Source organism: Sphingomonas sp. GW821-FHT02B09, assembly GCF_059421875.1.
Genome location: NZ_JBWKVV010000001.1, coordinates 402,754 through 428,293 on the forward strand (window position 1 = coordinate 402,754; position 25,540 = coordinate 428,293).

Annotated in this window: 19 protein-coding genes and 1 pseudogene; 11 read left to right on the forward strand and 9 right to left on the reverse strand. The window is 69.0% G+C overall.

The features are described 5' to 3' along the window. Window positions 1–23 precede the first annotated feature (23 nt). A complete protein-coding gene (locus tag AC07U4_RS01865) occupies window positions 24–2,924 on the reverse strand; it encodes a TonB-dependent receptor plug domain-containing protein (protein WP_495194236.1) in 2,901 nt (966 codons plus the stop codon). Between the two features lie 119 nt (window positions 2,925–3,043). On the opposite strand from AC07U4_RS01865, the gene AC07U4_RS01870 reads away from it, so the two are divergent. The 3 genes from AC07U4_RS01870 to AC07U4_RS01880 are packed head-to-tail and all read left to right on the forward strand — an operon-like array spanning window position 3,044 to window position 6,095. Further along, window positions 3,044–4,375: an extracellular solute-binding protein gene (locus AC07U4_RS01870; RefSeq protein WP_495194237.1), complete on the forward strand. Its 1,332-nt coding sequence runs from the start codon at window positions 3,044–3,046 to the stop codon at window positions 4,373–4,375. Continuing rightward, on the forward strand, window positions 4,372–5,253 hold the full coding sequence (locus AC07U4_RS01875) for a carbohydrate ABC transporter permease (RefSeq protein WP_137897830.1): 882 nt from the start codon (window positions 4,372–4,374) through the stop codon (window positions 5,251–5,253). Before AC07U4_RS01870 ends, AC07U4_RS01875 begins: the two co-directional genes overlap by 4 nt. Continuing rightward, entirely contained in the window at window positions 5,244–6,095 is an 852-nt protein-coding gene (locus tag AC07U4_RS01880) for a carbohydrate ABC transporter permease (RefSeq protein ID WP_495194238.1), read from the forward strand. Before AC07U4_RS01875 ends, AC07U4_RS01880 begins: the two co-directional genes overlap by 10 nt. Here the strand turns inward: AC07U4_RS01880 and AC07U4_RS01885 are convergent. Beyond that, window positions 6,056–7,165: an ABC transporter ATP-binding protein gene (locus AC07U4_RS01885; RefSeq protein ID WP_495194239.1), complete on the reverse strand. Its 1,110-nt coding sequence runs from the start codon at window positions 7,163–7,165 to the stop codon at window positions 6,056–6,058. The two genes, AC07U4_RS01880 and AC07U4_RS01885, sit on opposite strands and share 40 nt — an antisense overlap. 136 nt (window positions 7,166–7,301) lie before the next feature. On the opposite strand from AC07U4_RS01885, the gene AC07U4_RS01890 reads away from it, so the two are divergent. After that, on the forward strand, window positions 7,302–7,487 hold the full coding sequence (locus AC07U4_RS01890; RefSeq protein WP_495194240.1) for a hypothetical protein: 186 nt from the start codon (window positions 7,302–7,304) through the stop codon (window positions 7,485–7,487). A 141-nt stretch (window positions 7,488–7,628) separates the two neighbouring features. Here the strand turns inward: AC07U4_RS01890 and AC07U4_RS01895 are convergent, their stop codons facing one another. Further along, window positions 7,629–8,630: an ATP-grasp fold amidoligase family protein gene (locus AC07U4_RS01895; RefSeq protein ID WP_495194241.1), complete on the reverse strand. Its 1,002-nt coding sequence runs from the start codon at window positions 8,628–8,630 to the stop codon at window positions 7,629–7,631. A 222-nt stretch (window positions 8,631–8,852) separates the two neighbouring features. On the opposite strand from AC07U4_RS01895, the gene AC07U4_RS01900 reads away from it, so the two are divergent. From AC07U4_RS01900 to AC07U4_RS01930, 7 genes and pseudogenes are all read left to right on the forward strand, one after another. After that, a complete protein-coding gene (locus AC07U4_RS01900; RefSeq protein ID WP_495194242.1) occupies window positions 8,853–11,057 on the forward strand; it encodes a TonB-dependent siderophore receptor in 2,205 nt (734 codons plus the stop codon). Between the two features lie 123 nt (window positions 11,058–11,180). After that, on the forward strand, window positions 11,181–12,554 hold the full coding sequence (locus tag AC07U4_RS01905; RefSeq protein ID WP_495194243.1) for a sugar porter family MFS transporter: 1,374 nt from the start codon (window positions 11,181–11,183) through the stop codon (window positions 12,552–12,554). Next, entirely contained in the window at window positions 12,551–13,180 is a 630-nt protein-coding gene (locus tag AC07U4_RS01910; RefSeq protein ID WP_495194244.1) for a nucleoside/nucleotide kinase family protein, read from the forward strand. Before AC07U4_RS01905 ends, AC07U4_RS01910 begins: the two co-directional genes overlap by 4 nt. A 124-nt stretch (window positions 13,181–13,304) precedes the next feature. After that, a complete protein-coding gene (locus tag AC07U4_RS01915; protein ID WP_495194996.1) occupies window positions 13,305–14,603 on the forward strand; it encodes an O-acetylhomoserine aminocarboxypropyltransferase/cysteine synthase family protein in 1,299 nt (432 codons plus the stop codon). A gap of 101 nt (window positions 14,604–14,704) precedes the next feature. Beyond that, a complete protein-coding gene (gene yghU / locus AC07U4_RS01920; RefSeq protein WP_495194245.1) occupies window positions 14,705–15,592 on the forward strand; it encodes a glutathione-dependent disulfide-bond oxidoreductase in 888 nt (295 codons plus the stop codon). A 34-nt stretch (window positions 15,593–15,626) separates the two neighbouring features. Next, window positions 15,627–17,059, forward strand: a pseudogene (locus tag AC07U4_RS01925) (glycoside hydrolase family 35 protein); the annotation flags it as partial. Between the two features lie 168 nt (window positions 17,060–17,227). Beyond that, complete coding sequence (locus AC07U4_RS01930) at window positions 17,228–17,449, forward strand: hypothetical protein (protein WP_495194997.1); 222 nt, start codon at window positions 17,228–17,230, stop codon at window positions 17,447–17,449. Between the two features lie 84 nt (window positions 17,450–17,533). Here the strand turns inward: AC07U4_RS01930 and AC07U4_RS01935 are convergent, their stop codons facing one another. The 6 genes from AC07U4_RS01935 to AC07U4_RS01960 form a co-directional block, all read right to left on the reverse strand. Further along, window positions 17,534–18,046, reverse strand: coding sequence for an Hsp20/alpha crystallin family protein (locus AC07U4_RS01935; protein WP_495194246.1), 513 nt, complete (start codon window positions 18,044–18,046; stop codon window positions 17,534–17,536). Window positions 18,047–18,096: 50 nt separating this feature from the next. Then, window positions 18,097–18,576, reverse strand: a complete 480-nt coding sequence (locus tag AC07U4_RS01940) for an Hsp20 family protein (protein ID WP_495194247.1) — start codon at window positions 18,574–18,576, stop codon at window positions 18,097–18,099. 176 nt (window positions 18,577–18,752) lie between these two features. Beyond that, the gene (locus tag AC07U4_RS01945; RefSeq protein WP_495194248.1) at window positions 18,753–20,168 is read right to left on the reverse strand and encodes an efflux transporter outer membrane subunit; all 1,416 of its coding nucleotides are present in this window, start codon (window positions 20,166–20,168) and stop codon (window positions 18,753–18,755) included. Next, window positions 20,161–23,211, reverse strand: coding sequence for an efflux RND transporter permease subunit (locus AC07U4_RS01950; RefSeq protein WP_495194249.1), 3,051 nt, complete (start codon window positions 23,209–23,211; stop codon window positions 20,161–20,163). Before AC07U4_RS01950 ends, AC07U4_RS01945 begins: the two co-directional genes overlap by 8 nt. A 3-nt stretch (window positions 23,212–23,214) precedes the next feature. After that, a complete protein-coding gene (locus tag AC07U4_RS01955) occupies window positions 23,215–24,303 on the reverse strand; it encodes an efflux RND transporter periplasmic adaptor subunit (RefSeq protein ID WP_495194250.1) in 1,089 nt (362 codons plus the stop codon). 110 nt (window positions 24,304–24,413) lie between these two features. Then, on the reverse strand, window positions 24,414–25,499 hold the full coding sequence (locus AC07U4_RS01960; protein WP_495194251.1) for an AraC family transcriptional regulator: 1,086 nt from the start codon (window positions 25,497–25,499) through the stop codon (window positions 24,414–24,416). Window positions 25,500–25,540 lie beyond the last annotated feature (41 nt).

Genomic DNA, 25,540 nt, shown 5'->3' on the forward strand with positions numbered 1-25,540 from the left:
CGCACGATCAAGCGCCGGGCGGCTCAGCTGCCGCCGAACTGCACCTTTGCACCCGCGTAGAGATAGCGGCCGACCGGCGAGATCGGCACGTTGGTCTGGAAGCCGATATCGGGCTTCTGGTCGGTCAGGTTGTTGACCCCGCCGTAGAAGGCGAAATCGCGGGCGACCTCGATCTGCGCCTGCACGTCGTGCTGCCACAGCGCCTTGTAGCGGAAATAACGGGGATCGACGAGGTTGGCGTTGCCGTCGCTCTCGAAGCGGCTGAAGCGGCGCACGCCGTTCTGCCAGCGCAGATTGTAGCTGAGCGTCAGCGGCCCGTCGCTCCACGTCGGCGACAGCGTCGCGTTCCAGCGCGGGCGGAAGATCTGGTCGACGTTGTTCTCGACCTCGGCGCCCGGCGTCGCGACCTGTTCGAGCGTGTTGAGATAGCCACCGACCAGCCGCACGTCGAAGGTCCCGGCGCCGGTGGTGCGGAAGCGATAGGCGACGTTGAGCTCGGCGCCCGAGGTGCGGAAGGCGGAGACGTTCTGCGGCGTGATCGTATAGCCGTTGATGAAGCCGGTGCCGGTGCGCCGGCTGATCAGCCCGCAGAACGGATTGGCGAGCGTCGGCTGGTCGACGCAGAGCGCAGCGATGCTGTTGGCGGCATCGCCATTGGGGTTGTTGATCGCGTCGCGCAGGCGGATGTCGTACCAGTCGACGCCGATCGACAGGCCGGGGACGACATCGGGGCGCAGCACGACGCCCGCGGTCCACGTCCGCGCCACCTCCGCCTTCAGATCGAGATTGCCCGACACCGAACCGGGGATGAAGATCGCAGCATCGGGATTGTTCGCCGCGGTGAAGGTCGCCGGATTGCCGCCCAGCCCGCTGATCAGCGCGACGCAATTGGCGGCGCGCGACGCGCTGCCGAGATTGCGGTTGCCGACGTAGCACGGGTCGGAAAAAAAGGCGCTCGACCCGGTCGTCGGGCGGAACAACTCGCCGATATTGGGCGCGCGTACCGAACGCCCGTAGGAGCCGCGGAAGCTGATCGCGCGGATCGGCGCCCAGATGCCGTTGAACTGATAGGCTTTTGTCGAACCGACCGTCGAATAGTCGGAATAGCGTCCCGCCGCGCCGACCGAGAGCAGGTGGAAGAACGGCCGGTCCTTGAGCAGCGGCGCGTTGAGCTCGCCGAACGCCTCCCACACGTCGAAACGGCCGCGCGACGCGGTCGGGATGATATATTCGTCATATTGGTAGAAGGCATTGTCGACGAGCGACTGGGCGGGCGTGAAGCGGCTCGATTCGCGCCGGTATTCGCCGCCCGCGGCGAAGGCGATCGGGCCGCCCGGCAGCTCGAAGAACCGGCCGAAGTCGCCGGTCAGCGCGGCATTGACGACATGCTGGGTGATCCGCGCGTTGCTCACCGGATTGTCGAGATAATAAGCGTAGGAGGCGGGATCGACGGTGGCACCGCCGAAGGTGTTGACCGGTATGCAGCCCGCCGCCTGCGCCGCCGCCGACCGGCAGACGATCGTGCCGCCGGGGCCGCGTACCGCGTCGAGCGCTTCGAGGAAGCGCGTGTTCACCCGGTCGTTGAGCTTGGTCGCACGGACGTCGGTCTGGCCGTAGGTGTAGGAGACGTCGTAGCTGGCGTGGTCGTTCAATTGTCCGGCGACGTCGACGACACCGCGATAGGTGCGTCGGCGATCGGTCTCGCCGCGACGGGGGATGTCGAAATTGTTGCGGTTGACGTCGATCGAGGTCAGGCCGGCCGCGCGCGCCGCGGTGAGGATGGTCGCGGGGATGAACGGATTGTCGAGCGCGATCGTCGCCGGATAATTGCCGCCATAGCCGCTGAAGCTGGTGATCGTCGACTGGACGAACTTGCCTTCGAGGCTGACCTTGAACGCGTCCGATGCGTCGTAATGCGCGAGCGCGTTGACCGCGTGGCGACGGGTGCGCGGGAAGATGTCGCCGATATAGCCCGCCACCGGCGTATCGTCGCCACCGATGCTGTAGCCGTCGTTCTGCAGGATGCGGCCCGGCGTGTAGATCGCGCCGTCGCCGCGGAACGTCTGGTCGCCGATGTAGATGATGCCCTGGTTCGAACTATAGGGGTAGCGCAGGTCGCCGAGCGGCGCCTTCTGGTAGCTGCCCGCCTGGCCGGGGACATAGCCATCGACATTGACGAAATACTGGCGTTGCGCGGCGGTGAGGTAGGAACGATCGTCGTTGGCGAGCGGTTCGTCGGCGTTATATTCGTAGGCGAGCGTGACGTTGCCACGGCCATCGGCGAAATTGTGTCCCGCGACGATCGACGCGAAGCGGTTGGCGGCATCGCCGCGGTCGGAGATGCCGAATTGCGAACGCGCCGATATCCCGTCGAAGTCGCGCTTCATCACGAAATTGACCACGCCCGACACGCCGTCGGCACCGTAGACGGCCGAAGCGGCGCCGGTCAGCACGTCGACGCGGTCGATCAGGTCGGTCGGAATCGCGTTGATGTCGACCGCGGCGGTGTCGGGCTGGCCCGCGACGTGGCGGCGGCCGTTGACCAGTACCAACGTGCGGTTGGGGCCGAGCCCGCGCAGGTCGAGCAGGTTGAGGCCGACCTGGCCGAAGCTGCCGTCCGCCTGGTTGCTGCCCGCGGTCCGCGTGCTGTCGAGCGAGTTGGTCAGCGCCGGCACGCGCTGAAGGAAGGTGGTGACGTTGGTGTTGCCCGATTGCTGCAGGTCGGCAGCGCCGAACGACACGATCGGATTGGGCGCGGCATAATCGGGGCGCTGGATGCGCGATCCGGTGACGATGATGTCGTCGGCCGGTGCGTCGGCGGCAGGCTCGTCCGGGGGTGCGGCGGTCTGGGCCTGCGCGAGCGGCGCAAGGAAGAGCGCCGCACCTGACAATAGGCAGCGGCTGCGGTGAATGCGGCGCGACATGATGATCCCCCTGTGTGCCGGCTCGGTTTCGGCCGGCGTTCTGTTGTCGCGATCCTTACCGGCATCGCCCGGCGGTTCAATCGCCGCAGCGGCCACGTAGTAGATAAAACAGTCGACATATGAACGATTTAATCGATCGTATGGGGTGGTGCCCCGGCAGCGGATGCGGCATCGTCGCCGCGATGGGAGAGGGCAGCACGGACGTCGCATGGACGCGCAGGTCCGCCCTCGGACTGATCCCGGCGCTGGCGCTCGCCGGCTGCGCGGGACCGGGCGGGACAGAAGCGCCGTTGTCGATGTGGGCGATGAGCTATGAAGGCGATTATTCGCCGCTGCTGATGCCTGCCTTCACCGCCGCGACGGGCGTCCCGGTCGAGGTCCAGTCGCTGCCGACCACCGCGAGCCACGAGAAGCTGCTCACCGCCTTCGCCGGCGGGGCGATGCCCGACGTGTTGATGCTGTTCAACGGCTGGGTGCAGGAGTTCGCCACGATCGGCGCGATCGCGCCACTGCCGTCGTCCGACCTCGTCGCCGACATGTTTCCCGGCGTGCTGGCGGAGACGCGCTTCGCGGGACGGGACTATGCGGTGCCGTGGTCGGTCGCGCCGCAGGTGCAATTCTACCGCCGCGATATCCTCGGCGAGGCCGGCTATGACAGCCCGCCCGAGGACTGGGATGGCTGGCGGGCGATGGCGCGCGCGATCAAGCGCCGCCGGCCGGACGATTACGTCTTCCTCATGCTGCTCAACTGGCCCAACGGGCTCATCACGATGCTGTCGCAGGCCGGCGCGACGATGTTGCGCGATCGCAACACGCGCGGCGCCTTCCAGACCCCCGAGGCACGCGCCGCCTTCGCCTATTACGTCTCGCTCTACACGGACGGATATGCGCCGATGGCGTTGTCGACCGAGGTGCAGGACCCCGTCGCCGCCTTCGCCACCGGCTATTGCGCGGTCTGGCCGAGCGGTCCGACGACGCTCAAGGATTTCGCCCGCCGTGCCGATCTGCTCCCGCGCACGCGCTGGGCGACCGCGCGGCTGCCGGGACCGCACGGCGCCGGTCCGGTGTCGGGACTGAGCGCCAGCCTGTGCGTCTCGACACAGAGCAAGCGCCCACGCGAGGCCTGGGCCCTGGTCCGCCATCTGACCTCGATCGAAAGCGAATTGCGCTACCAGCGGCTGATCGGCAATCTGCCCGCGCGCGTCGGCGCCTGGACCGCGCCGCAACTCGCCGCGCCGGTGCTGCGCCCGTTCGCCGACCAGATGCGCCAGCCCGCCGCCGCCCCGCCGGTGATCGAATGGGAGCAGATCCAGACCGAGGTGCAGTTCGCCGCCGAGCGGATCGTCCGTGGCGTCCAGACGACGGACGAGGCGTTGGCAGCGCTCGACCGCAGGGTAGACGGGCTGCTCGCCAAGCGCCGCGCACTGGTCGAGGCGGGGCGGATCGCATGACCCGGCAGGAGCGGACCGGCTGGCTGTTCACCGCGCCGGTGCTTGCGATCATCGCGCTCGTCTTCGTACTGCCGACCGCACTCGCGCTGGCGTTGTCGGTCACCGATTATTCGATCTACGCGCTCGCCGACTGGTCGAACCTGCATTTCGTCGGCCTCGGCAATTTCACCGGCCTGCTGTCGACGCCGCTGTTCTGGCGCGCGCTCGGCAACACCCTGCTGTTCGCCGTGCTCGGCGTGCCGATGGCGATCGGCACCTCGCTGTTCGTCGCGCTGCTGCTCAACGATGCGACGGTGCGGTGGAAGCCGCTGTGGCGGGTGCTGCTGTTCGCCCCCTATGTGACCAGCGTCGTCGCGACCGCGGTGGTGTGGCGGATCCTGTTCAACCAGCGCTTCGGCCTGATCAACCGCGCGCTCGCCGCTGTCGGCATCGCGCCGGTCGACTGGCTCGGCGACCCGCATGTGTCGATCCCCGCGATCCTGCTGTTCGTGACCTGGAAGATCTTCGGCTACAACATGATCGTCTTCACCGCCGCGCTGTCGGCGGTGCCGGGCGAGCTGATCGAGGCGGCGCGGCTCGACGGGGCGGGGCGGTGGGGCCGCTTCCGGCACGTCACCCTGCCGGCGATCGGCCCGACGCTGCTGCTGGCGACGGTGATGAGCGTCGCCGGCTTCCTGCAGATCTTCGCCGAACCCTATGTGATGACGCTCGGCGGCCCGGCGCAGAGCACGACGACGGTGCTCTACTTCATGTTCGACGAGGGCTTCAAATGGTGGAACCTCGGGCAGGCGAGCGCGGTCGCGTTCGTGCTGTTCCTGATGATCCTCGCGGTGACGATCGTGCAGACGCGGATCGGAAGGCGCCACGAATGGCTGTGAGGCGGCTGCGCACGATCGTATCGACCGGCGCGGTGGCGGCGCTGACCGCGCTCACCATCGCGCCGCTGGCCTATATGGTCGTTGTCTCGTTCATGCCGCGCGGTGAATCGACCATCCTGCCGACGCCGCTGTGGCCGTCGCATTGGTCGGGCGAGAATTATTACGAGCTGCTGGTCCGGCGATCGATCGACGGCGCCTGGTTTGACTATCGCATCGTACCGGCGCTGGTGAACAGTCTGGGGATCGCGGCGGTCTCGACGCTGCTCGGGCTGCTGCTGACCGTTCCGGCGGGCTATGCCTTCGCCAAGCTGCGCTTCCGTGGCCGCGCGCGGCTGCTCCAGTTGCTGATCGCGTCGCTGGTCGTGCCGGGGCAGGTGGCGATGCTGCCCTTGTTCCTGATCTTCAGGGAGCTGGGGCTGGTCAACAGCTATGCCGGCGTGATCCTGCCCAGCCTCGCCGGCATCTTCGCGATCCTGTTCGTCCGCCAGGCGACGCTCGCCATCCCCGACGAGATGATCGACGCGGCGCGGATCGACGGCGCGGGCGAGACGCGGATTTTCGTCAGCATCGTGCTGCCGCTGCTCACCCCGATCGTCGTGACGCTGGCGCTGTTCCTGTTCCTGGGGAGCTGGAACGACTTCCTGTGGCCGCTGATCGTGCTCGCCGACCAGCATCTCTACACCCTGCCGGTGGCGATCGCTGCGATCGGGCGGGAGCATGCCGCGGACGGCGAATTGATGATGGCGGCGGCGGTGGTGACGACGATGCCGGTGCTGCTGCTGTTCCTCGCGCTCCAGCGTTATTATCTGACCGGGCTGCTCGGCGGCAGCATCAAGGGATAGGCTCGGCCGTCCGCGGCGAACAGATGCGTGTCCGCCGCGGCGACGTCGAAGCGCAGCGTCTCGCCGAGCGTCACCGCGCGATCCCCGGGCAGTTGCGCGACGATCGTGCCGATCGCCCCCTGCGCGCCGAGATGCGCGAACGACAGCGGCCCGAGCCGCTCGAACAGCTCGACCACGCCGGCAAAGGCGCCCTCCGCGGCCGCGACGAGATGTTCGGGCCGCACGCCCAGCGTCGCGGCGCCACCCACCGCATCGGCGGGGACGTGGGCGGCGGTGCGCACCGTGGCGCCCCCCGCCAGACGAACCGCGGTGCCGTCCTCGCCGGCCTGCACAATCGTCACCGGCAGCAGGTTCATCCCCGGCGAGCCGATCGCCGCGGCGACGGCGAGGCTGGCGGGGCGGCGATAGACGTCGAGCGGCGCGCCAACCTGCTCGACGCGGCCCTCGCTCATCACGACGATGCGGTTGGCGAGCGTCATCGCCTCCAGTTGGTCGTGCGTCACGTAGATCATCGTCGCGCCGAGCTGCTGGTGCAGCCGGGCGAATTCGTGCCGCATCCGCGCGCGCAGCGCGGTGTCTAGGTTGGATAGCGGCTCGTCGAGCAACAGCACGCGCGGCCGACGCACCACCGCCCGCGCGATCGACACGCGCTGGCGCTGGCCGCCGGAGAGCGCTCGGGGGCGCCGGTCGAGCAGGTCGGAAAGATCGAGCATCGCCGCCACCGCCGCCACCCGCTCGGCGATCTCGCGCTTGGCGACGCCGGCGACCTTCAGCGGAAAGGCGATATTCTGCGCGACCGTCATCTGCGGATAGAGCGCATAGGATTGGAAGACCATCGCGACGCCGCGTTCGGATGGTGGCGCATGGGTGACGTCGCGCCCGCCGATCGCGACGTGCCCGCCGCTGGGGTCTTCGAGCCCGGCGATCATCCGCAGCAGCGTCGACTTGCCGCATCCCGACGGGCCGACCAGCACGAGGAATTCGCCGTCTTCGACGACGAGGTCGGTCGGCTGCAGCACGGTCACGCCGCCGAAGCCTTTGGTCAGTCCTGATATTTCGACGCTGGCCACGCTCGTCTCCCGATGCTCGGTCCTGCGAGGCGGCGGTGGCCGCTGTCAAACCAAAGTTACGGCCGCAGGTTGGCGGAGTCGCGTGCCGGCCGCGCTGCGCTTGTGCGAATCGTCGGCGGGTGGCTAGGCTGGCGGCATGACCGAAGATGCAGCGACCCACCGGTTGGGCGAAGCCCTCAACCATCTCCACGCGTTCGCCGCGACCTTCGACGCGGGCGCGTATGTCGACGAGGCGAGCGCGCTGACCGCCGGCGACCTCCGCCTCATCCTCGACACGTTGGAGCAGGTCCCCGGCATCGTGAAGGCGGCACCGGGCCTGTGAAGCGCCGCCACGCCGGGGTCGATCTCGGCGCGACGGTCGCCACCGTGCTCTTCCTGGTGGGCTTCGGCGGCATGATCTACGCGTTGGGGGCGAAGATCGGCCTGTTCTGACGCGCGCCGGCGCCGAGAGGCGGTCGAGCGATCAGGCCCGTCCGTCGCCGGCCAGCGCCGCCATCACGATCCTGCTATAGACGCGGTGCGTCGCATTCTCGGCATGATCGCCCGCCGCCGCTGGCGCGATCCCGAGCGATGCCGCCGGCGTGAAGGTCAGTTCGCCGAAATAGATGCCGTCGCTGCCGTCGTAGAGATCGACGCGGACGAATTCGAACGGCGCTGACAAGGCGCGGGCCGCCGCCATCATCGCCGCGATCCGCTCGGCGGTGGGCAGCGCATGGCCGGCGGGCGGCGCCAGCCCGTCGTCGCGGTCCATCGGCTCGAAGCTCGGGACGCGATAGAGCCGGCTCCACGGCCTGCCGAAGCGGCTGTGATCGACCTGGCAGACCAGCGGCTGCCCGCGCACGCAATGGAATTTGTAATCGTCGGGCGATGTCCCCGCGGCGCTCGGGACCAGCGTCTCGACGATGATCTTCCGCGGCAGCCGCCAATATTGCATCTCCCGCAGGATCGACGCGTAGTCGGCCCGCGCCAGCCAGAACAAGCGCCGCAGGTCCTCCGGCCCGGTGACGTCGCGCAGAAAGACGGTGCCGCCGCTGGCATGCGTCGGCTTGGCGATCGTCGCGGTGCCGACGAAGGGGCGCAGCCGTCCGAACAGCGCCTCCGGCGACGGTACGTCGTCCATCGCCACCACCAGCCGCGTCTCCGGCACGCGCAGGCCCGGTGACAGCCGCTGCGATTCCCGTTTCGCGGTCTCCTTGTCGACGAAGGCGCGTTCGAGCGGCGTCCAGCGCGGATCGATCATCCGGTCGAAGATCACGTCGTTGATCGTCGAGCCCGGGTCGGCGGCGGGCAGGGGCCATCGGCCGAAGCGGCGCCGGAAATGCGGACCGGCGATGACATGGTTGAACGCGCGCGTCATCGGCGCGGCGGCATCGAAGGCCACACCGTCGGCGGCCTGACAGGCGTCGTCATCGGCCGCGGGCGTATCCGCAACGCGGCAGGAGACGGGCGGGCGGGTGCGATCCATCCCTTCGGGTAGCGTGGGGTTCTTTCACAGGCAATCGCCACGACGGCGGACGCCCATACGCTCCGGCCACAAGCCGTTAACAATAAGACATGGTCCAGCAATTGATATTGCTAGTGACTCGCAACAACGATGCCGTTAGGTCGCCGGCATCGAAGGGGAAGTGAAGTGATCTATCTAGGCGTTCTACTCGCAGGCGTGGCTCCCGTGAATGGTGCCGCGCCCATGCCGGCCTCGTCGGCCAAGGCCGAACCCGTCGCGGCTGGCGCCGCCGATCCGCAGCGGGAGGACGAAATCCTCGTCGTCGGCAAGAGCTATGGCCGCGGCGTCGGCAAGACCGTCACGCCGCTCAAGGACACGCCCAACACGATCACCGTCGTCGACCGCGAACAGATCGAGGCGCAGAACCTCTTCACGCTCGAAGACGCGCTGACCGCGACCAACGGCATCACCGTCAACGGCGTCGGCAGCGAGGACCCGTCGTTCCTCTCGCGCGGCTTCGCGATCAACAACTATCTGATCGACGGCGTCCCGACGCTGTCGGTCAACTTTCCCTCGGCGGTGCCCGACCTGTTCTTCTACGACCGGCTCGAGGTGCTGCGGGGGCCGGCCGGGCTGTTCAGCGGCTCGGGCAATCCCGCCGGCAGCATCAATCTCGTGCGCAAGCGGCCGCTCGATACCGCCCGGATGCAGGCGAGCGCCGGCTACGGCAGCTACGACAATCTCCGCCTGGAACTCGACGTCTCGACCCCGGTCGGCGGCGTCGCCGCGCTCCGCGCCGGCGTCATGGCGCAGGATCAAAACCAGTTCTTCGACACGGCGCATCGCAACCGGCTCGACGCCTTCGCCGTGGGTACGCTGGAGATCGGTTCGCGGACGACGCTGACCGCGGGCGCGAATTACGATCGCTTCCGCCCGGCGGTCCAGTCCGGCCTGCCCGGCTATGCCGGCGGTGCCGACGGCAGCGACGGGCGTCTGCTCGACGTGCGGCGATCGACCTATCTGGGCGCCGACTGGAACCGCTTCGATGCGAAGACCTGGTCGGGCTTCGTCGAGCTGGCGCATCGCGTCTCCGATCGCTGGACGTTGCGCGCGACCGGGCTCTACACCGATGTCGACCGCGTCGACGTCTACAGCTATATCGGCGCGCAGCCGGTGACGCCGGCCAACCGCGGCCTCACCAACCAGATCGCCTATCGCGGCGACAGCAAGCAGCAGACGCGGTCGTTCGACGTCAACGGCATCGGCAGCTTCCCGCTGTTCGGGCGCGACCAGACGCTGATCCTCGGCGCCGATTACCAGGCGAGTGCCGGCACCTCCTATTTCACCCGCCTGTCGAATTATGCGCGGATCGACGTCTTCAATCCCGTCTCGCCGGCCGAGCCGCCGCTCGATCCCTATGGCCCGCTGCCGCCCTATCCGGTGCAGGGCACCGCGGGGATCTGCACGCCGGTGCAGACGCCGCCGCAATGCGTCACGCAGGTCTATGGCGGATCGGTCACCCACCTCGAACAATATGGCCTGTACGGCCAGATGCGGCTCAGCCCGCTCGCCGGGCTGACGCTGATCGGCGGCGGAAGGCTGACCTGGTTCGATACCGACACGCGCACGGTGTTGCCGACCCCGGGGGCCCGCACCGGCTATACGATCGACAACCGCTTCACGCCTTATGCCGGATTGGTCTGGGACGTGACCGGCCACCTAAACCTCTACGCCAGCTATGCCGACAGTTTCACGCCGCAAGCGCAGCCGGTCGGTCGCCAGCGCGGCGACGGCGGCAGTATCGAGCCGATGGTCGGCGAGCAGTTCGAGGCAGGCAGCAAGGTCTCGCTGATGCACGACCGGCTGTTGCTCTCCGCCGCGGCCTATCAGATCACGCAGCGCAACCGGCTGTTCAACGACCCCGTCGACGCCAATCTCTACTACCAGCTCGGCAAGGTACGCGCACGCGGCATCGAGCTGGAGGCGACGGGCGAGATCCTGCCCGGCTGGCGGATCAACGGCGGCTACAGCTACACGCGCACCAAGTTGCTGGAGGACATCAACCCGGCGCTGGAGGGCACATCGCTGGTCCCGGTGATCCCCCGCCACATGGGCAAGCTGTTCACCAATTACGCGCCGACAAACGGCATGCTGGCCGGCGCCAGCATCGGCGGCGGCCTGACCGTCTTCGGGGCGACCTCCGGCGGCACGCGGTCGTCGATCGCCGCCAACGGCACGCGCGTGCTGTCCACCCTGGTTCGACAGGGCAGCTACGCCGTGCTCGACCTGCGCGCGGGCTACAAGCTCACCGAGCAGCTCGGCGTGTCGATCAACGTCAACAACGTGCTCGATCGCACCTATTACGCACGCATCTTCTCGACCGCCCGCGGGAATTACTACGGCAGTCCCCGCACGGTATTCGCGACCTTGCGCTACACGCTAGGATAAGCTGGCGGCCACTTGGTCAGCGAAGCCGCATCGATCCTTCCAATACCGCCCCACTGGCACGAACGGCGATTGCGGATTACGGCCGGGTGTCAGCCGTCGATCGGCCGGAACGAAGGATTGCGGATGCGTGCTCATGTCCTGTTGATCGCCGGCATCGCCGCGCTGGGCGGCCTGCTGTTCGGCTACGATACCGGCATCATCTCGGCGGCGTTGCTGTTCATCGGCGACAGCTTCCCGATCTCGGTCGTCGGCAAGCAGATCGTCACCGCCGCGATCGTCGCCGGCGCGCTCGTCGGATGCATGGGCGCCGGGCCGCTGTCGGACCGGATCGGCCGGCGGCCCACCGTCATGGTCGCCGCCATCGTCTTCATGATCGCCTCCGTGGCGTCGACCATCGCCGGCTCGGTGGCGTCTTTGACCGCCGCGCGTCTCGTCCTCGGTCTCGCGGTCGGCGCGGCGAGCCAGATCATCCCGGTCTATATCGCCGAACTGGCGCCGGCGGCACGGCGCGGCGCGATGGTGGTGATGTTCCAGCTCGCGGTCGTCGGCGGCATCCTGGTGTCGACGATCGTCGGCTGGCTTCTCGGCGGCAGCCACGTCGCCGATGGTCTGCTGGGCGAGGGCGGCGACTGGCGGCTGATGTTCCTGCTCGGCGTCGTGCCGGCGGCGATCCTGCTGATCGGCATGATCGTGCTCCCGGAAAGCCCGCGCTATCTCGCGCTCAAGGGCGACGTGGCGAGGGCGCGCGCCATCCTCGCACGACTGCGGCCGAGCGCGGCGGAGGTCGAGACCGAACTCGCCGCGATCGGCGAGACGGTCCACGTCGAGGGGCGCTGGCGGACGCTGCTGTCCGGCCGCATGCGCCCGGCACTGATCGCCGGCGCCGGGGTCGCGATGTTCTCGCAGATCACCGGCACCAACGCGGTAATCTATTACGCGCCCACGATCGCGACCAACGCCGGGCTCGGCCAGAATGCGGCGCTGCTAACCGCGCTCGTCGTCGGCGTGACGATCGTGCTGACGACGATCTTCGGCACCTGGGCCGTGGATCATTGGGGGCGGCGTAGATTGATGCTGCGGTTCCTGCCGGGGGCGGTGATCGGGCTGGCGATGATCGCGATCGCCTTCGCACACGGCGCGCCGACCGGCGCGATGCGCTGGGTCGCCGCGGCGGGGCTGCTCGGCTACGAGGTGTTCAACGTCGGCAGCATCTCGGCGGCGATCTGGCTCGTCGGCGCGGAGGTGTTCCCGCTGTCGGTGCGCGGCAAGGGGATGAGCCTCGTCGCTCTGTCGCACTGGAGCTTCGACCTGCTGGTGACGCTGACCACGCTCAGCCTCGTCGAGGGGCTGGGCACCGCTGCGACCTTCTGGCTGTTCGCGGGGATGAACCTGCTCGCCTGGGGGTTCGTCTGGCGCTTCGTCCCCGAGACGAAGGGCCGATCGCTTGAGGAGATCGAGGCGAGCCTGCAGAACGGCACCTTCGCGTCGGCGCGATGACGGAGGCGTTACCCGCACCGCTCGGCGACGCGATCCATGCCTTGCTCGCCCGCCGCGGTCGCGCGCTGCTGGGCATCGTCGGTCCGCCCGGCGCGGGCAAGTCGACGCTCGCCGACCGGATTGCGCGGCAGTTCGCCGACCAGTCGGTCGTCGTGCCGATGGATGGTTTCCACCTCGCCAATGCGGAGCTCGACCGGCTCGGCCGCCGCGATCGCAAAGGCGCGCCCGACACGTTCGACGTCGCCGGGTTCGTCGCATTGCTCGATCGCCTGCGGCATCCGGTCGCCGGCGAAACCGTCTACGCCCCCCGGTTCGAACGCGCGATCGAAGAGGCGATCGCCGGCGCGATCCCGGTGCCGGCAGGCACACCGCTGGTCGTGGTGGAGGGCAATTACCTGCTCTTCGACGGACCATGGTCGCCGGTGCGCGGTCTGCTGGATCGCTGCTGCTACGTCCGCACCCCGTCGGCACAACGCCGCGACTGGCTGCTCGCGAGGCACATGGCCTTCGGACGCAGCCCCGCCGAGGCGCTCGACTGGATCGATCGTACCGACGAGCCCAATGCCGTCCTCATCGAACGGAGCGCAATGCGCGCCGATTTTGCCGTCGACGTGACGCCCGGCTGATCCCGCGACGCGGCCCACGGCCATGGCGCCGGCTGGGCGGCGGCAAGCAAAAGTATCTCCCCTTCGAACGGCGCGTGGCTAGCATCGCGGTCGACACAGCACCCGCTCGAAGAGGACGATGGCCATGGTCGATCACACGCTGCACCCCGAAACGCTCGCGCTGCACGCCGGCTGGCGCGCCGATCCGGCGACCGGCGCGGTGGCGCCGCCGGTCTACCAGACCACCTCCTACCAGTTCCGCGACACCGATCACGCCGCCGATCTGTTCGCGCTGCGCGAACTCGGCAATATCTATACCCGGCTGGGCAATCCGACGACCGACGTGCTCGAGCGGCGGATCGCCGCGATCGAGGGTGGCGCGGCGGCGCTGGCGGTGGCGTCGGGGCAGGCGGCGTCCGCTTATGCGGTGCAGAATCTCGCGCGTGCCGGCGACAATATCGTCAGCGGCACCGATCTGTACGGCGGCACATGGAACCTGTTCGCCAACACGCTCAAGGACCAGGGGATCGAGGTGCGCTTCGTCGATCCCGCCGATCCCGACGCCTTCGCGCGCGCGAGCGACGAGCGGACGCGCGCCTGGTATGTCGAGACCCTGCCCAATCCCAAGCTGATCGCCGGGCCGATCGCCGAGATCGCAGCGCTGGGCCGGCCGATCGGCATCCCGCTGATCGTCGACAATACCGCGGCGCCGCTGCTCGCCCGGCCGTTCGATCACGGCGCGGCGATCGTCGTCTATTCCACCACCAAATATATCGGCGGCCACGGCACGTCGATCGGCGGCATCATCGTCGACGGCGGCAATTTCGATTGGGAGGCGTTTCCCGAGCGCCAGCCGCTGCTCAACACGCCCGACGCCAGCTACCATGGCGCGGTGTGGAGCCAGGCGGCGAAACCGCTGGGTCCGATCGCCTATATCCTGCGCGCACGTACCGTGCTGCTCCGCGATCTCGGCGCGGCATTGTCGCCGTTCAACGCCTTTCAGATCCTGCAGGGGCTCGAGACGCTGCCGCTGCGCATGCCGCGCCATTGCGCCAATGCCGCGGCGGTCGTTGCCTTCCTCCAGTCGCGGCCCGAGGTGATCCGCGTCATCCACCCCTCGGTGCAGACCGGCGTGCAGGCGGAACGGGCCGCGCGCTATCTGACCGGCGGGCAGGGTGGCCTCGTCGGCTTCGAACTGGCCGGCGGCGAGGCGGCGGGGCGCGCCTTCATCAACGCGCTGAAGCTCTTCTATCACGTCGCCAACATCGGCGACGCGCGCAGCCTCGCAATCCATCCGGCGTCGACGACCCATTCGCAGCTGTCGTCCGGGGAACGGAAAGCGACCGGCGTCTCCGATGGCTACGTCCGCCTGTCGGTCGGTCTGGAGCATGAGGAGGACATCCTCGCCGACCTGCGCCAGGCGCTCGACCGCGCCGCGGTCTAGTCAGCCGGCCGATCGACAAAACCCTTGCCTAACAGACCGCTAGGCCGGCGAGCTTGGCGGCCGCCGGACCCGGCGATAGACCAACGACGAAAGGACCGACCATGGCCGATCAGGATAGTGCGAACAATCTGCCCGCCGGCTACGTACCGCCCGAGGTGTGGACGTGGAATCAGGCGAACGGCGGCCAGTTCGCCAGCATCAACCGCCCCGTCTCGGGCGCGACGCACGATGCGCCGCTGCCGGTCGGCCGCCATCCGCTCCAGCTCTACTCGCTCGGCACGCCCAACGGGCAGAAGGTGACGATCCTGCTTGAGGAGCTGCTCGCGGCGGGCCATGCCGTCGCCGAATATGACGCGTGGCTGATCGAGATCGGCAAGGGCGACCAGTTCGGCAGCGGCTTCGTCGCGCTCAACCCCAATTCCAAGATCCCGGCGCTCGCCGATCACGGCACGACCCCGCCGACGCGGGTGTTCGAGAGCGGATCGATCCTGCTCTATCTCGCCGAGAAATTCGGCGCCTTCCTGCCGACCGGACCGGCGGCGCGGGTGCAGGCGATCAACTGGCTGATGTGGCAGATGGGCTCGGCACCGTTCGTCGGCGGCGGCTTCGGCCATTTCTTCGCTTATGCGCCGATCAAGATCGAATATGCGATCGACCGCTATGCGATGGAGGCCAAGCGCCAGCTCCACGTGCTCGACACGCATCTGGCGGACCACCCGTATCTGGCGGGCGACGAATATTCGATCGCCGATATCGCGGTCTGGCCGTGGTATGGCGGGCTGCTCACCGGCACCTATGGCGCGAGCACGTTCCTGAGCGCCGGCGACTATCCCAATCTGCAACGCTGGACCGACCGCATCGCCGCGCGCGAACCGGTGCGCCGCGGCCGCATCGTCAACCGCATCATCGGCGAGCCGGGCAGCATCCTGCGCGAACGGCACGAGGCGGCGGATATCGACGCGGCGCTGGTGGCAACGACCAATCCATAACGGGGAGAGACGAATGACCTTGGCGAAGCGATCGATGTGGGGGGCGGCGCTCGCCATCGTGGCGGCGACGACGGGGGCGCATGCGGAGACCCCGGCGCGCGGCTTCGCGGTCGGCGGCGCCGGCTTCGTCAGGGACGGCAAGCCGTATCAGGTCATCTCGGGCGAGATCCATTACGTCCGCATCCCGCGCGCCTATTGGCGCGACCGCCTGCGCAAGGCGAAGGCGATGGGTCTCAACACGATCACCACCTACGCCTTCTGGAACGTCCACGAACCGCGGCCCGGCGTCTATGATTTCACCGGCCAGAACGACATTGCCGCCTTCATCCGCGACGCGCAGGCGGAGGGGCTGAACGTGATCCTGCGCCCCGGCCCCTATGTCTGTGCCGAATGGGAATTGGGCGGCTATCCGGCGTGGCTGCTCAAGGATCGAAAGGTCGTCCTGCGCTCGACCGACCCAAATATACCGCCGCGGTCGAGCGCTGGATCGTCCGGCTCGGGCAGGAGGTGAAGCCGCTGCTGCTCGCCAACGGCGGGCCGATCGTCGCGGTGCAGCTCGAGAACGAATATGGCGCGTTCGGCGACGACAAGGCGTATCTGCAGGGGCTGGAGGCGACCTATCGCCGTGCCGGCCTCGCCGACGGCATCCTGTTCACCTCGAACCAGGCGTCGGACCTCGCCAAGGGCTCGCTGCCGCATCTGCCCTCGGTGGTCAATTTCGGCTCGGGCGGCGCGGCCAATGCGGTCGCCAAGCTCGAGGCGTATCGGCCCGCGGGGCTGCGCATGGTCGGCGAATATTGGGCGGGCTGGTTCGACAAATGGGGCGAGGACCATCACGAGACGGACGGCCGCAAGGAGGCCGAAGAGATGCGCTTCATGCTGCAGCGCGGCTATTCGATCTCGCTGTATATGGTGCACGGCGGCACGACGTTCGGCTGGATGAACGGCGCCGATTCGCACACCGGCACCGATTACCATCCCGATACGACCAGCTACGATTACGACGCGCCGATCGATGAGGCGGGCAATCCGCGCTACAAATATGCGCTGATCGCCAATGCCATCGCTGCGGTCACCGGCAAGCCCGCTGCGCCGACCCCGGCGCCGACGGTCGCGGTCACCTTCCCGGTCTCGCCCATCCGGCGCAGCGCGTCGCTCTGGGACCATCTGCCCGAACCGGTCCGCGCCAAATTGCCGATGACCTTCGAGGAACTCGATCAGAATTACGGCTATGTCCTGTATCGTGTCACGCTGCCGACGGGCGCGGGCAAGACGCTGACGCTCAAGGGGATGCACAGTTATGCGCAGGTTTATGTCGACCGCAAACTGGTCGGCACGCTCGATCGCCGGCTGGGGCAGGAGACGGTGACGCTGCCCGCCCGCGCCGGTGCCGCGACGCTCGACGTGCTGGTCGAGAACACCGGCCGGGTGAATTATTCGCGTGCGATCCGCACCGAACAGACCGGACTGACCGGCGCGGTGACGCTCGACGGCGCGGTACTGAAGGACTGGCGGATGTACCGCCTGCCGATGGACGATCTATCGGGGCTGCGCTTCACCGCCGCGCCCTGCACCGGCCCGTGTTTCTATGAGGCGGAGATGACCGTCGACCGGCCGGGCGACACCTATCTCGACATGCGCGGCCTGCGTAAGGGGCAGCTCTGGCTTGGCGCGCACAATCTCGGCCGCTTCTGGTCGATCGGCCCGGTGCATACGCTCTATGCGCCCGCACCGTGGATGCAGGCCGGCGCCAACCGCATCGTCGCCTTCGACCTCACCGGCGACGCCACCGATCGCCTGACGACCGTCAAGGCGCCGGTCTACGGCAAGATCACGACGACACGCGAGGCGCAATAACGCACCGCCGCACGCGACGCTCACGGCTGCGGCCGGGGCGTCGCGTGGGGCTGGCTCGATCGGTCGGCGTGTTGAACGCGCCGATCAGACCGGATCGCTGTGGATCGGAATGAGGCCGACATTGTCGGTGGCGGCCGCCGATTTTGGCAGCGTGACGGTCAGCACGCCGTTGCGGAAGCTTGCGCTCGCCTTGTCCGTTTCGCCGGTGCGCGGCAACGCGATCCGCCGTTCGAACCGGCCATAGCTGCGTTCGGAATAACCGCGGTCCTTGTTCTCGACCTCCGACTTCTTTTCGCCGCGCAGCGTCAGCACGCCGTCCTCGGTGAGGATCTCGACGTCCTTCTCGTCGAGCTTGGGCAGCTCGGCAATGACGCGGATCTCCGCATCGGTCTCGCTGAGCTCGAGCCTGGGCGTCAGCAACGCGCGCTCCGTACCGGCGAAAGCGGGCACGCCGAAGCCGCGTACGACATCGTCGAACAGGCGGTTCACCTCGCGGTGCAGCGACAGCAACGGATCGCGCCGATCCTGCTCGACCGCGAACGGCGCCGGGACGCGATCGTCCGTGCGGCTCCAGGGGATCAGATCACGAATGGCCATGGGTGCTGTCTCCTTTCTGGTCAGTGTCATGATGCAGGTCGATCGACGGATCAGGCGGCGCGGAGCGCGTCGCTGCTGCCCTCGCCGAGGCGCGCGGGGGTGGCGGACGAACCACCCTCGATCGCGATCCGGCGCGGCTTCATCGCGTCGGGAACGACGCGCTTCAGCGCGATGCTGAGCAGGCCGTTGTCGCAGCGTGCCTCGTCCACCTCGATGAAGTCGGCGAGCTGGAAGCGCCGCTCGAACGGCCGCGCGGCGATGCCATGGTGCAGATAGCGTGCCTCGCCGCTCTCCTCGTCGCGCTTGCCGGTGACGATCAGCTGGTTCTGCTGCGCGATCACCTCGATCTGGTCGGGGCGGAAACCGGCAATCGCTAGCGTGATGCGATACCGATCCTCGCCCTCGCGCACGATGTCGAACGGCGGATAGCCGTCGGCGGCGTCGCTGCGTCCTGTCTCCAGCAGATCGAACAGGCGGTCGAACCCCACCGTCGAGCGGCGGTATGGCGTGAAATCGAAATTGGTCCTCATCTCCAAACCCTCCTGTGAAGCGATCTGGACATGAGCGGCACCGGCGCGTGAACCGGCGCCCTCGATGTCCGGTCCGGACCCGGTTCGGCGTCCGGCGCGCGAAAACTGGGAATGGTCATCGCGAGATCAAGAGGCTGCCGGCAGATTTTTTAGGGGCGTGGCGCGGGCGCACGAACCTAGCCGCCGAGTGCGCGGTGAAGCTGGATACGCGCGAGAGTGGCGGCGACCCGCTGTCGTATGGCCGCGCGTTCCGCCGACAGGGCCGCCTGCCGTGCCTCGGTCACCGGCCCCGCCGCCAGATCGCCGCGCGCATGACGCGCCTCGACCATCGCCGCCGTCCGTCGCCGCGATGCGAGGTCGCGGTCGGACAGATCGAGGCGGGTCGTCGCCGCGCGGCTGGCCGACAGGGCGTCATCCACTTCGCGCCATGCGGTGATGACGGTCTGGCGATAGGCGAGCGCAGCGCTGCGCGCTTCGGAGCGGCGCAGGTCGACTTGCCGCTGCAATCGTCCGCCGGAGAAGATCGGCAGCGACAGGCCCGGCCCGATGCTGGTGCTGCGTGCATCCCAGCCGAAATCGGCGAGATGGAGCACGTCGATGTCGAAGAGCCCGGTCAGGCTGATCTTCGGATAGAAATCCGCCTGCGCGACGCCGATCTGCGCGGTGGCCGCGTGGAGCCGTGCTTCGGCCTCGATGATGTCGGGGCGCAGGCGCGCGACCGCCGAGGGCAGGCGCACCGCCACCGGCGGCAACGGTCGTGGCGGCGGCGGCGTCGCCGGGTCGATCGGCACGCTATCCGGGGTTGCGCCGATCAGGATCGCCAGCGCGCGCATCGCCATCGCCGCCTGATGGTCGAGATCGACGATCTCGCCGCGCAGGGTCCGCAAGGCCTCCTCGCGCGCGGCGAGGTCGATCGGCGTGGCGAGACCGCGCGCCAGCAGCGTTCGGGCGATCCCGACGTTGCGCTCGGCGAGGCCGGCGCCGTCCTGCGCGATGCGACGCTCGTCCCACAGGCCGCGCAACTGGAAGTAGGTACGCGCCACCTCCGCCTCGACCGACAGGCGCACGCCGCGCGCGGCGGCGTCGCTGGCCTCGACCGCGGCCTGTGCCGCCTCGGCCTGCCGGCGGTGGCCGCCCCACAGGTCGAGCTCCCAGCTCGCGCCGACGCCGACGCTGTAGAGATCGAAGTCGACGCCTTTGGGCGGTGTCGCCGCCGGCGTGATCCCGAGCAGCGTCTGCGTGACCGAAGCGATGCCTGCCGTGCCGAGACGCTCGCGGCTATAGCCCGCTTGCCCCTCGACCTGCGGTGCGCCGGCGGCGCGCGCTTGGCCGCGTTCGATCCGCGCGGCGGTGATCCGTTCGATCGCCGCTGCGATATCGAGATTGGCGGTGCCGGCGCGCACCTCCAGCGCGTCGAGCACCGGATCGTCGAAGCTGCGCCACCAAGGCGCATCGCCGGGGGTCGGCGACGCGGCGGTATCCGCCGCTTGCCAGACCGGCGGCAGGATCGGTGCGGGCGGCGTGAAATCCGGCCCGACGGTGCAGCCCGCCAGTGCGACGGCGAGCATCAGCGCCCATTTGCGATCACGCATGTCGATTGTCCTGCTCGGTGAGGGGCGACGGGCGATCGAACGCCAGCGCATAGAGCGCCGGCAGCGCCACCAGGGTCAGCGCGGTCGCGCCGATCAGCCCGCCGATCATGACGATCGCCATCGGTCCCCAGAAGATGTTGAAGCACAGCGGAATGAACGCGAGCACCGCCGCCAGCGCGGTCAGCACCACCGGCCGGGCGCGACCGATCGTCGCCGCGACGATCGCCGCGTGGAGCGCCATGCCCCCGGCCTGGTTGTGCGTCACCTGATCGACTAGAATGATCGAATTGCGCATAATCATGCCCGCAAGCGCGATCAGCCCAAGCAGCGCGACGAAGCCGAACGGCGCCCCGGTCAGGATCAGCGCCGCCACCGCGCCGATCACGCCGAGCGGCGCGGTGGCGAGCACCAGCAGCGTGCGACCGATGCTCTGCAACTGGATCATCAGCAGCAGGAGCATCAGCGCGACGGTGATCGGCAGCAGCCGGTAGATCGCGTCATTCGCCTTGGCGGACAATTCGCCGTCGCCGCCCGCCTCGATCCGGTAGCCGGCGGGTAGCGATCGCGCGATGGCGGCGATGCGGTCCTCGGCGGCCGCGGCGATGTCCGACGCCTGGACGTCGCCCGTCATATCCGCCTGCACCGTCATGCAGAGCATATTGTCGCGTTTCCAGATGATCGGCTGTTCGGTGGTCACGCCGATCCGCGCGATCTCGCCGAGCGGGACCGGACCGCCGGGGGTGCTCACCGCCAGATCGGCGAGCCGCCCCGGATCGTTACGCTCCGCCATGCTGCCGCGCACGACGATGCCGATCCGCTTGGTTCCGCGCAGCACCTCGCCCGCCGGCCGACCCGACATCATCGTAGCGACCTCGCCAGCCAGCCGTGCCCGGTCGAGCCCGAGCCGCGCCACCCGCGCGCCATCGAGATCGAGCCGCATCGCGACCGACGGCGTTCCCCAGTCCACCTGTACCGCGGTCGTATTCGGCGTCGCGCGCAGCACCGTCGCGATGCGCGCCGACAGGCGTCGCAACGTCTCGGGATCGGGGCCGGTCACGCGATATTGTACCGGGAAGCCCGCACTCGGTCCGAGCGACAGGCGACGGATATGCAGCCTGGCTTCGGGCGCGGCGCGGTTCGCGGCAAGCCGCGTTATGACGCGTTCGCGTGCACGCAGATCGGTCGCGACCAGGACCATCGTCGCGGTCGCCGGATCGGGCAGGGCGGGGCCGTAGGGCAGATAGAAGCGCGGAGCGCCCTCGCCGACATAGCTGTCGACCTGCGCGACGTCGCGATCCGCGACGATGCCCGCCTCGATCCGTTTCACCGCCGCCGCGGTGGCGGTCAGCGAGGAACCGGGCCGCAGGCTGACGTCGACGATGATCTCGGGCCGGTCGGATATGGGGAAGAACTGCTGGCGGACCAGCAGCGCGCCGGTGAGGCTCGCTGCGAGCAGCAAGGCGGTGGCGGCGACCACCACCCTGCGGTGGGTCATGCACCCCTCGACCACGCTGCGGAGCCGGCGATAGAGCGGCGTGTCGTATCGCGCGGCGGCGTCGTGCCGCGCGTGCGCCTCGGGGAGCAGGCGCACGCCGAGATAGGGGGTGAACACGACGGCGACGACCCAGCTGACCAGCAACGCCGACCCGGTTACCCAGAAGATGCCGCCGGCATATTCGCTGGTCGTCGATTGCGCGAAGCCGACCGGCAGGAAGCCGACGATCGTCAGCAGCGTTCCCGTCAGCATCGGGAAGGCGGTGTGCGTCCATGCATAAGCGGCGGCATCGGATCGCGTTGCACCCTGTTCGAGCTGGACGACCATCGCCTCGACGCTGATGATCGCATCGTCGACGAGCAGGCCGAGCGACAGGATCAGCGCGCCGAGCGAGATCCGTTCGAGCCCGATCCCGCTCACCCCCATGAACAGCGCGACGATCGCCAGCGTCAGCGGCACCGACAGCGCGACCACGACGCCGGTGCGCCACCCCAGCGTGACGAACGCGACCAGCAGCACCACCGACAGCGCGCAGAAGAACTTGATGAGGAACGCATCGACCGCCTCGCGGATGTTGCGGCTCTGGTCCTGGACCTGCGTCATCCGGACCCCGGCGGGCAGCGTCCGGGCGAAATCCGCGGCGGCCTGCGCCAGTTGCCGGCCGAAGCCGAGCCCGTCCGCGCCGGGTGCCATCGCGATCGCCAGCACCACCGCGGGCCGCGCGCCATGGCGGACCAGCCCGTCGGGCGGATCGGCAGAGTCGTTGCTCACCACGCCGAGATCGCCGACGGAGATGGAGCCGGTCGCGGCGGGGACTGCGGTGGCCGCGACCGTATCGACGCCGTCGATCGCACCGCCGATCCGGACCGGCACGCGCATCGAACGCTCGGCGGTACCCGACGGCGCGACGCTGCTGCGATTCGCCAGCGCCTGCACGACGGCATCCGGCGACAGGCCCATCGCGGCGAGCCGGCGGCCGTCGAGATCGACGAACACGCGGCGCGGGATTTCGCCGATGATCCGCGCCTTGCCCGCGCCGGGGACGCGCAGCATCGCCTCGCGCGCGCGTTCGGCAAGCGTCACCAGCCGGGCATTGTCCGCGCCGGTCAGCGTGAAGACGTAGCCGTAGACATCGGCATAATCGTCATCGGCGGCGACCGACGCCCCCGAAGGCAGATCGGGCTCGATATCCTTCAGCCGATTGCGCACCTGTTGCCAGATCGCCGGTACGCGACTGCTGGGCGCACCGTCCTTCAGCGAGACGCGGATGACGCAATGGCCGTCGACGCAATAGGTCTGGAGGAAATCGAGCTGCTCGGTGGCGCGCAGCCGGCGCTCGATCGGATCGCCGACCTGCGCCTGCATCTGCGCGGGCGTCGCGCCGGGCCAGGCGGCGGCGACGATCATCTCCTTCAGCGTGAAGCCCGGATCCTCGTCGCGGCCGAGCGCGAAGAACTGGGCGGCGCCCGCCGCGAACAGCAGCGCGATCAGGAAGCCGACGAGCGCCGGGTGACGGATCGCCCAGCGCGATAGGTTGAACCGGTCCATCGCTCAATTGCCGCCCGGGACGACGCCGGTCATGACGACGCGCTGCCCCTCGGACAGCGTATCGCCGCCGCTCGCGACGATCCGCTCGCCGTCGCGCAGTCCGGCCACGATCGCGTCGTCGCCGCGCAGATCGACGAGACGCACCGGCCGGCGATGGACGCGGTCGCCGGCCATCGCCAGCGACCAGACGTGCGGCCGGCCGCCGCGCGCGCCGAGCGCGGTCAGCGGCACGCGGACGGTCGCATCGGCATCGGGCGTTTGCAGCGTGACGGTGGCCGAACTGTTGAACGGGATCGGCGGGAGGTCGCGGAGCAACGCGAACCGCGCGGTGCGGAGGCGCAGCGCGCCGTCCGCCGCCGGTCCGACCAGCCGCAGCCGTACCTCGGCGATCGTATCGGGCGCCGACCAGAAGCTCGCCTCCGCCAGCGTGCCGACGGCCGGATGCGCCCGCTCGGGCAGGCGCACCTCGATTTCGGGAGCGCCCGCCGCGAGCCGGACGACGGGGCTGCCGGCCTCGACGACGATGCCGGGCTCCACCGTGCGTTCGGTCACCACCCCGTCCTCCGGCGCGACCAGCAAAGCATCGGCGAGCGTCGCGCGGCTGTGCGCGAACGCCGCCGCCGCCGCCGCGCGCTTCGCCGTGGCAGCGCTGGCGGCCAGCGCGCGGTCGCGCACCTCGGCGGTCGACAGCGCGCCGATCCCGTCCAGCCCCGCCGCGCGTCGTGCCGCCTCGTCGGCCCGCACCGCCTCGGCACTCGCCGCCGCCAGTTCGGCGCGCGCCTGTCCGCTATCGGCGATCGCCGCGCTGCGCGAAAGACGGGCGAGCACCTGCCCGGCGCGGACATGGTCGCCGACCTGCACCGCCAATGCGAGCACCCGCCCCCCCGTCTTGAAGCCGAGCGCGAGATCGCGGCGCGGACGCACGATGCCGTCGAACGAGGCGGTGCGCCCGCCGGCATGATGGATCGTGACGGTATCGACCAGCGTGGTATCGGCCCGCGGCGATGCGATCGGCTCGGGGGAACAGCCGGCGCAGGCGAGGGTCAGACCGGTGGCGATCAGCCCGACCGGGAAAGGGAGGATATTCGGCATCGACGCGTCCTGTTGGTGAACGCGGTCGCCCTGCCGGTCCGGCGCGGTGCGGGCCTGCAATTCCTCGAAATCGACCGGTCATTTTCGGAAAGGACCGGTCCGCAACCGGGCTAGCCGCCGATATGCCGCCGCCGGAACGCGCTCGGCGTCTCGCCCAGGCGCTGCTTGAAGACGCGGTTGAACATCACGAGGCTCCCGAAGCCCGCGTCCATCGCGATCGTCAGGATCGGCACGTCCGCCTGCGCCGGGTCGGCCAGCGCGTCGCGAACCTCGGCGATCCGATGTTCGTTGAGATAGTCGCTGACGTTGCGATAGCCGAGGCCGCCATTGATATGCCGGCGCACGCGATATTCCGGCGTCTCGACGCGGGCGGCGATCGTGCCGATCGTCAGTTCGGGATCGCGATAGGCGCGCTCCTGCGTCATCATCGTCGCGAGCCGGTGTTCGAGAGCCGCGTCGAGCGGTTCCGGCACGGACTCCGGCACCGCGTCCTCGTCCGTTATGCCGGCAATCGTGCTGGGGAAGACCTCGGGATGCCGCAATCCGAACAGCAGCGCGGTTATCACGAACGCCCCGAGGAACAGTCCGGCCGCGGCCGCCATGCCGGACAGCGCGCGCTCACCCGTGACGCGGCCGACGATCTCGCTGCCCAGCAGCCACAGGATGATGAGCCCGATCGACGCGACGAAGATCGTCCGCGCCGTCCGTCGCGCCTCGACCAGATCGCCCGACCGGTTGCGCCAGACCAGCCATTGCGCATGGACGGCGAACGCCATCCCGCCGAGATAGACCGCTACTTCCAGCCCGACGATCGGCGGCGCCCAGCCGCGTGCCGCCAGGCTGGCGTACAGCGTGCAGCCCAGAAACGCCGCCGACAGGCCCAGGGCGGCGCGCGTGGGGCGAAACGCATCGTCGAACCACGCGCGCGCGAACAGCCAGAACAGCGGTATCGCCGCGCTCGCGCTCAGATCCAGCAGCGGATCGAACACGCCCGGTGGATGAGGCAGGCCGGCGAGCGTTCCGACGATCGTACACGATGTCAGCGCCACGCCGAACCGGCTGGGCAGCGAGGCCGGCGCACGCGCGAATACCACCGCCGCCAGCATCAGCAACCCGATCGCACCGCCGCGAAACAGAAGGTCGAGGTCTGCGATCACCGGCGGTACGGGCTGCGGGTCATGCGTCGCCGAAACCATGGTGCGGCTGATATGTCCAGTACCGCCGTCGAACGCCCCGC

Coding starts and splice junctions, on each gene's coding strand:
- AC07U4_RS01960 (WP_495194251.1), bottom strand. CDS start 25,499: ATGGTTTCGGCGACGCATGACCCGCAGCCCGTACCGCCGGTGATCGCA.
- AC07U4_RS01955 (WP_495194250.1), bottom strand. CDS start 24,303: ATGCCGAATATCCTCCCTTTCCCGGTCGGGCTGATCGCCACCGGTCTG.
- AC07U4_RS01945 (WP_495194248.1), bottom strand. CDS start 20,168: ATGCGTGATCGCAAATGGGCGCTGATGCTCGCCGTCGCACTGGCGGGC.
- AC07U4_RS01905 (WP_495194243.1), top strand. CDS start 11,181: ATGCGTGCTCATGTCCTGTTGATCGCCGGCATCGCCGCGCTGGGCGGC.
- AC07U4_RS01950 (WP_495194249.1), bottom strand. CDS start 23,211: ATGGACCGGTTCAACCTATCGCGCTGGGCGATCCGTCACCCGGCGCTC.
- yghU (WP_495194245.1), top strand. CDS start 14,705: ATGGCCGATCAGGATAGTGCGAACAATCTGCCCGCCGGCTACGTACCG.
- AC07U4_RS01935 (WP_495194246.1), bottom strand. CDS start 18,046: ATGGCCATTCGTGATCTGATCCCCTGGAGCCGCACGGACGATCGCGTC.
- AC07U4_RS01890 (WP_495194240.1), top strand. CDS start 7,302: ATGACCGAAGATGCAGCGACCCACCGGTTGGGCGAAGCCCTCAACCAT.
- AC07U4_RS01900 (WP_495194242.1), top strand. CDS start 8,853: ATGCCGGCCTCGTCGGCCAAGGCCGAACCCGTCGCGGCTGGCGCCGCC.
- AC07U4_RS01870 (WP_495194237.1), top strand. CDS start 3,044: ATGAACGATTTAATCGATCGTATGGGGTGGTGCCCCGGCAGCGGATGC.
- AC07U4_RS01880 (WP_495194238.1), top strand. CDS start 5,244: ATGGCTGTGAGGCGGCTGCGCACGATCGTATCGACCGGCGCGGTGGCG.
- AC07U4_RS01915 (WP_495194996.1), top strand. CDS start 13,305: ATGGTCGATCACACGCTGCACCCCGAAACGCTCGCGCTGCACGCCGGC.
- AC07U4_RS01940 (WP_495194247.1), bottom strand. CDS start 18,576: ATGAGGACCAATTTCGATTTCACGCCATACCGCCGCTCGACGGTGGGG.
- AC07U4_RS01875 (WP_137897830.1), top strand. CDS start 4,372: ATGACCCGGCAGGAGCGGACCGGCTGGCTGTTCACCGCGCCGGTGCTT.
- AC07U4_RS01895 (WP_495194241.1), bottom strand. CDS start 8,630: ATGGATCGCACCCGCCCGCCCGTCTCCTGCCGCGTTGCGGATACGCCC.
- AC07U4_RS01930 (WP_495194997.1), top strand. CDS start 17,228: ATGCGCGGCCTGCGTAAGGGGCAGCTCTGGCTTGGCGCGCACAATCTC.
- AC07U4_RS01865 (WP_495194236.1), bottom strand. CDS start 2,924: ATGTCGCGCCGCATTCACCGCAGCCGCTGCCTATTGTCAGGTGCGGCG.
- AC07U4_RS01910 (WP_495194244.1), top strand. CDS start 12,551: ATGACGGAGGCGTTACCCGCACCGCTCGGCGACGCGATCCATGCCTTG.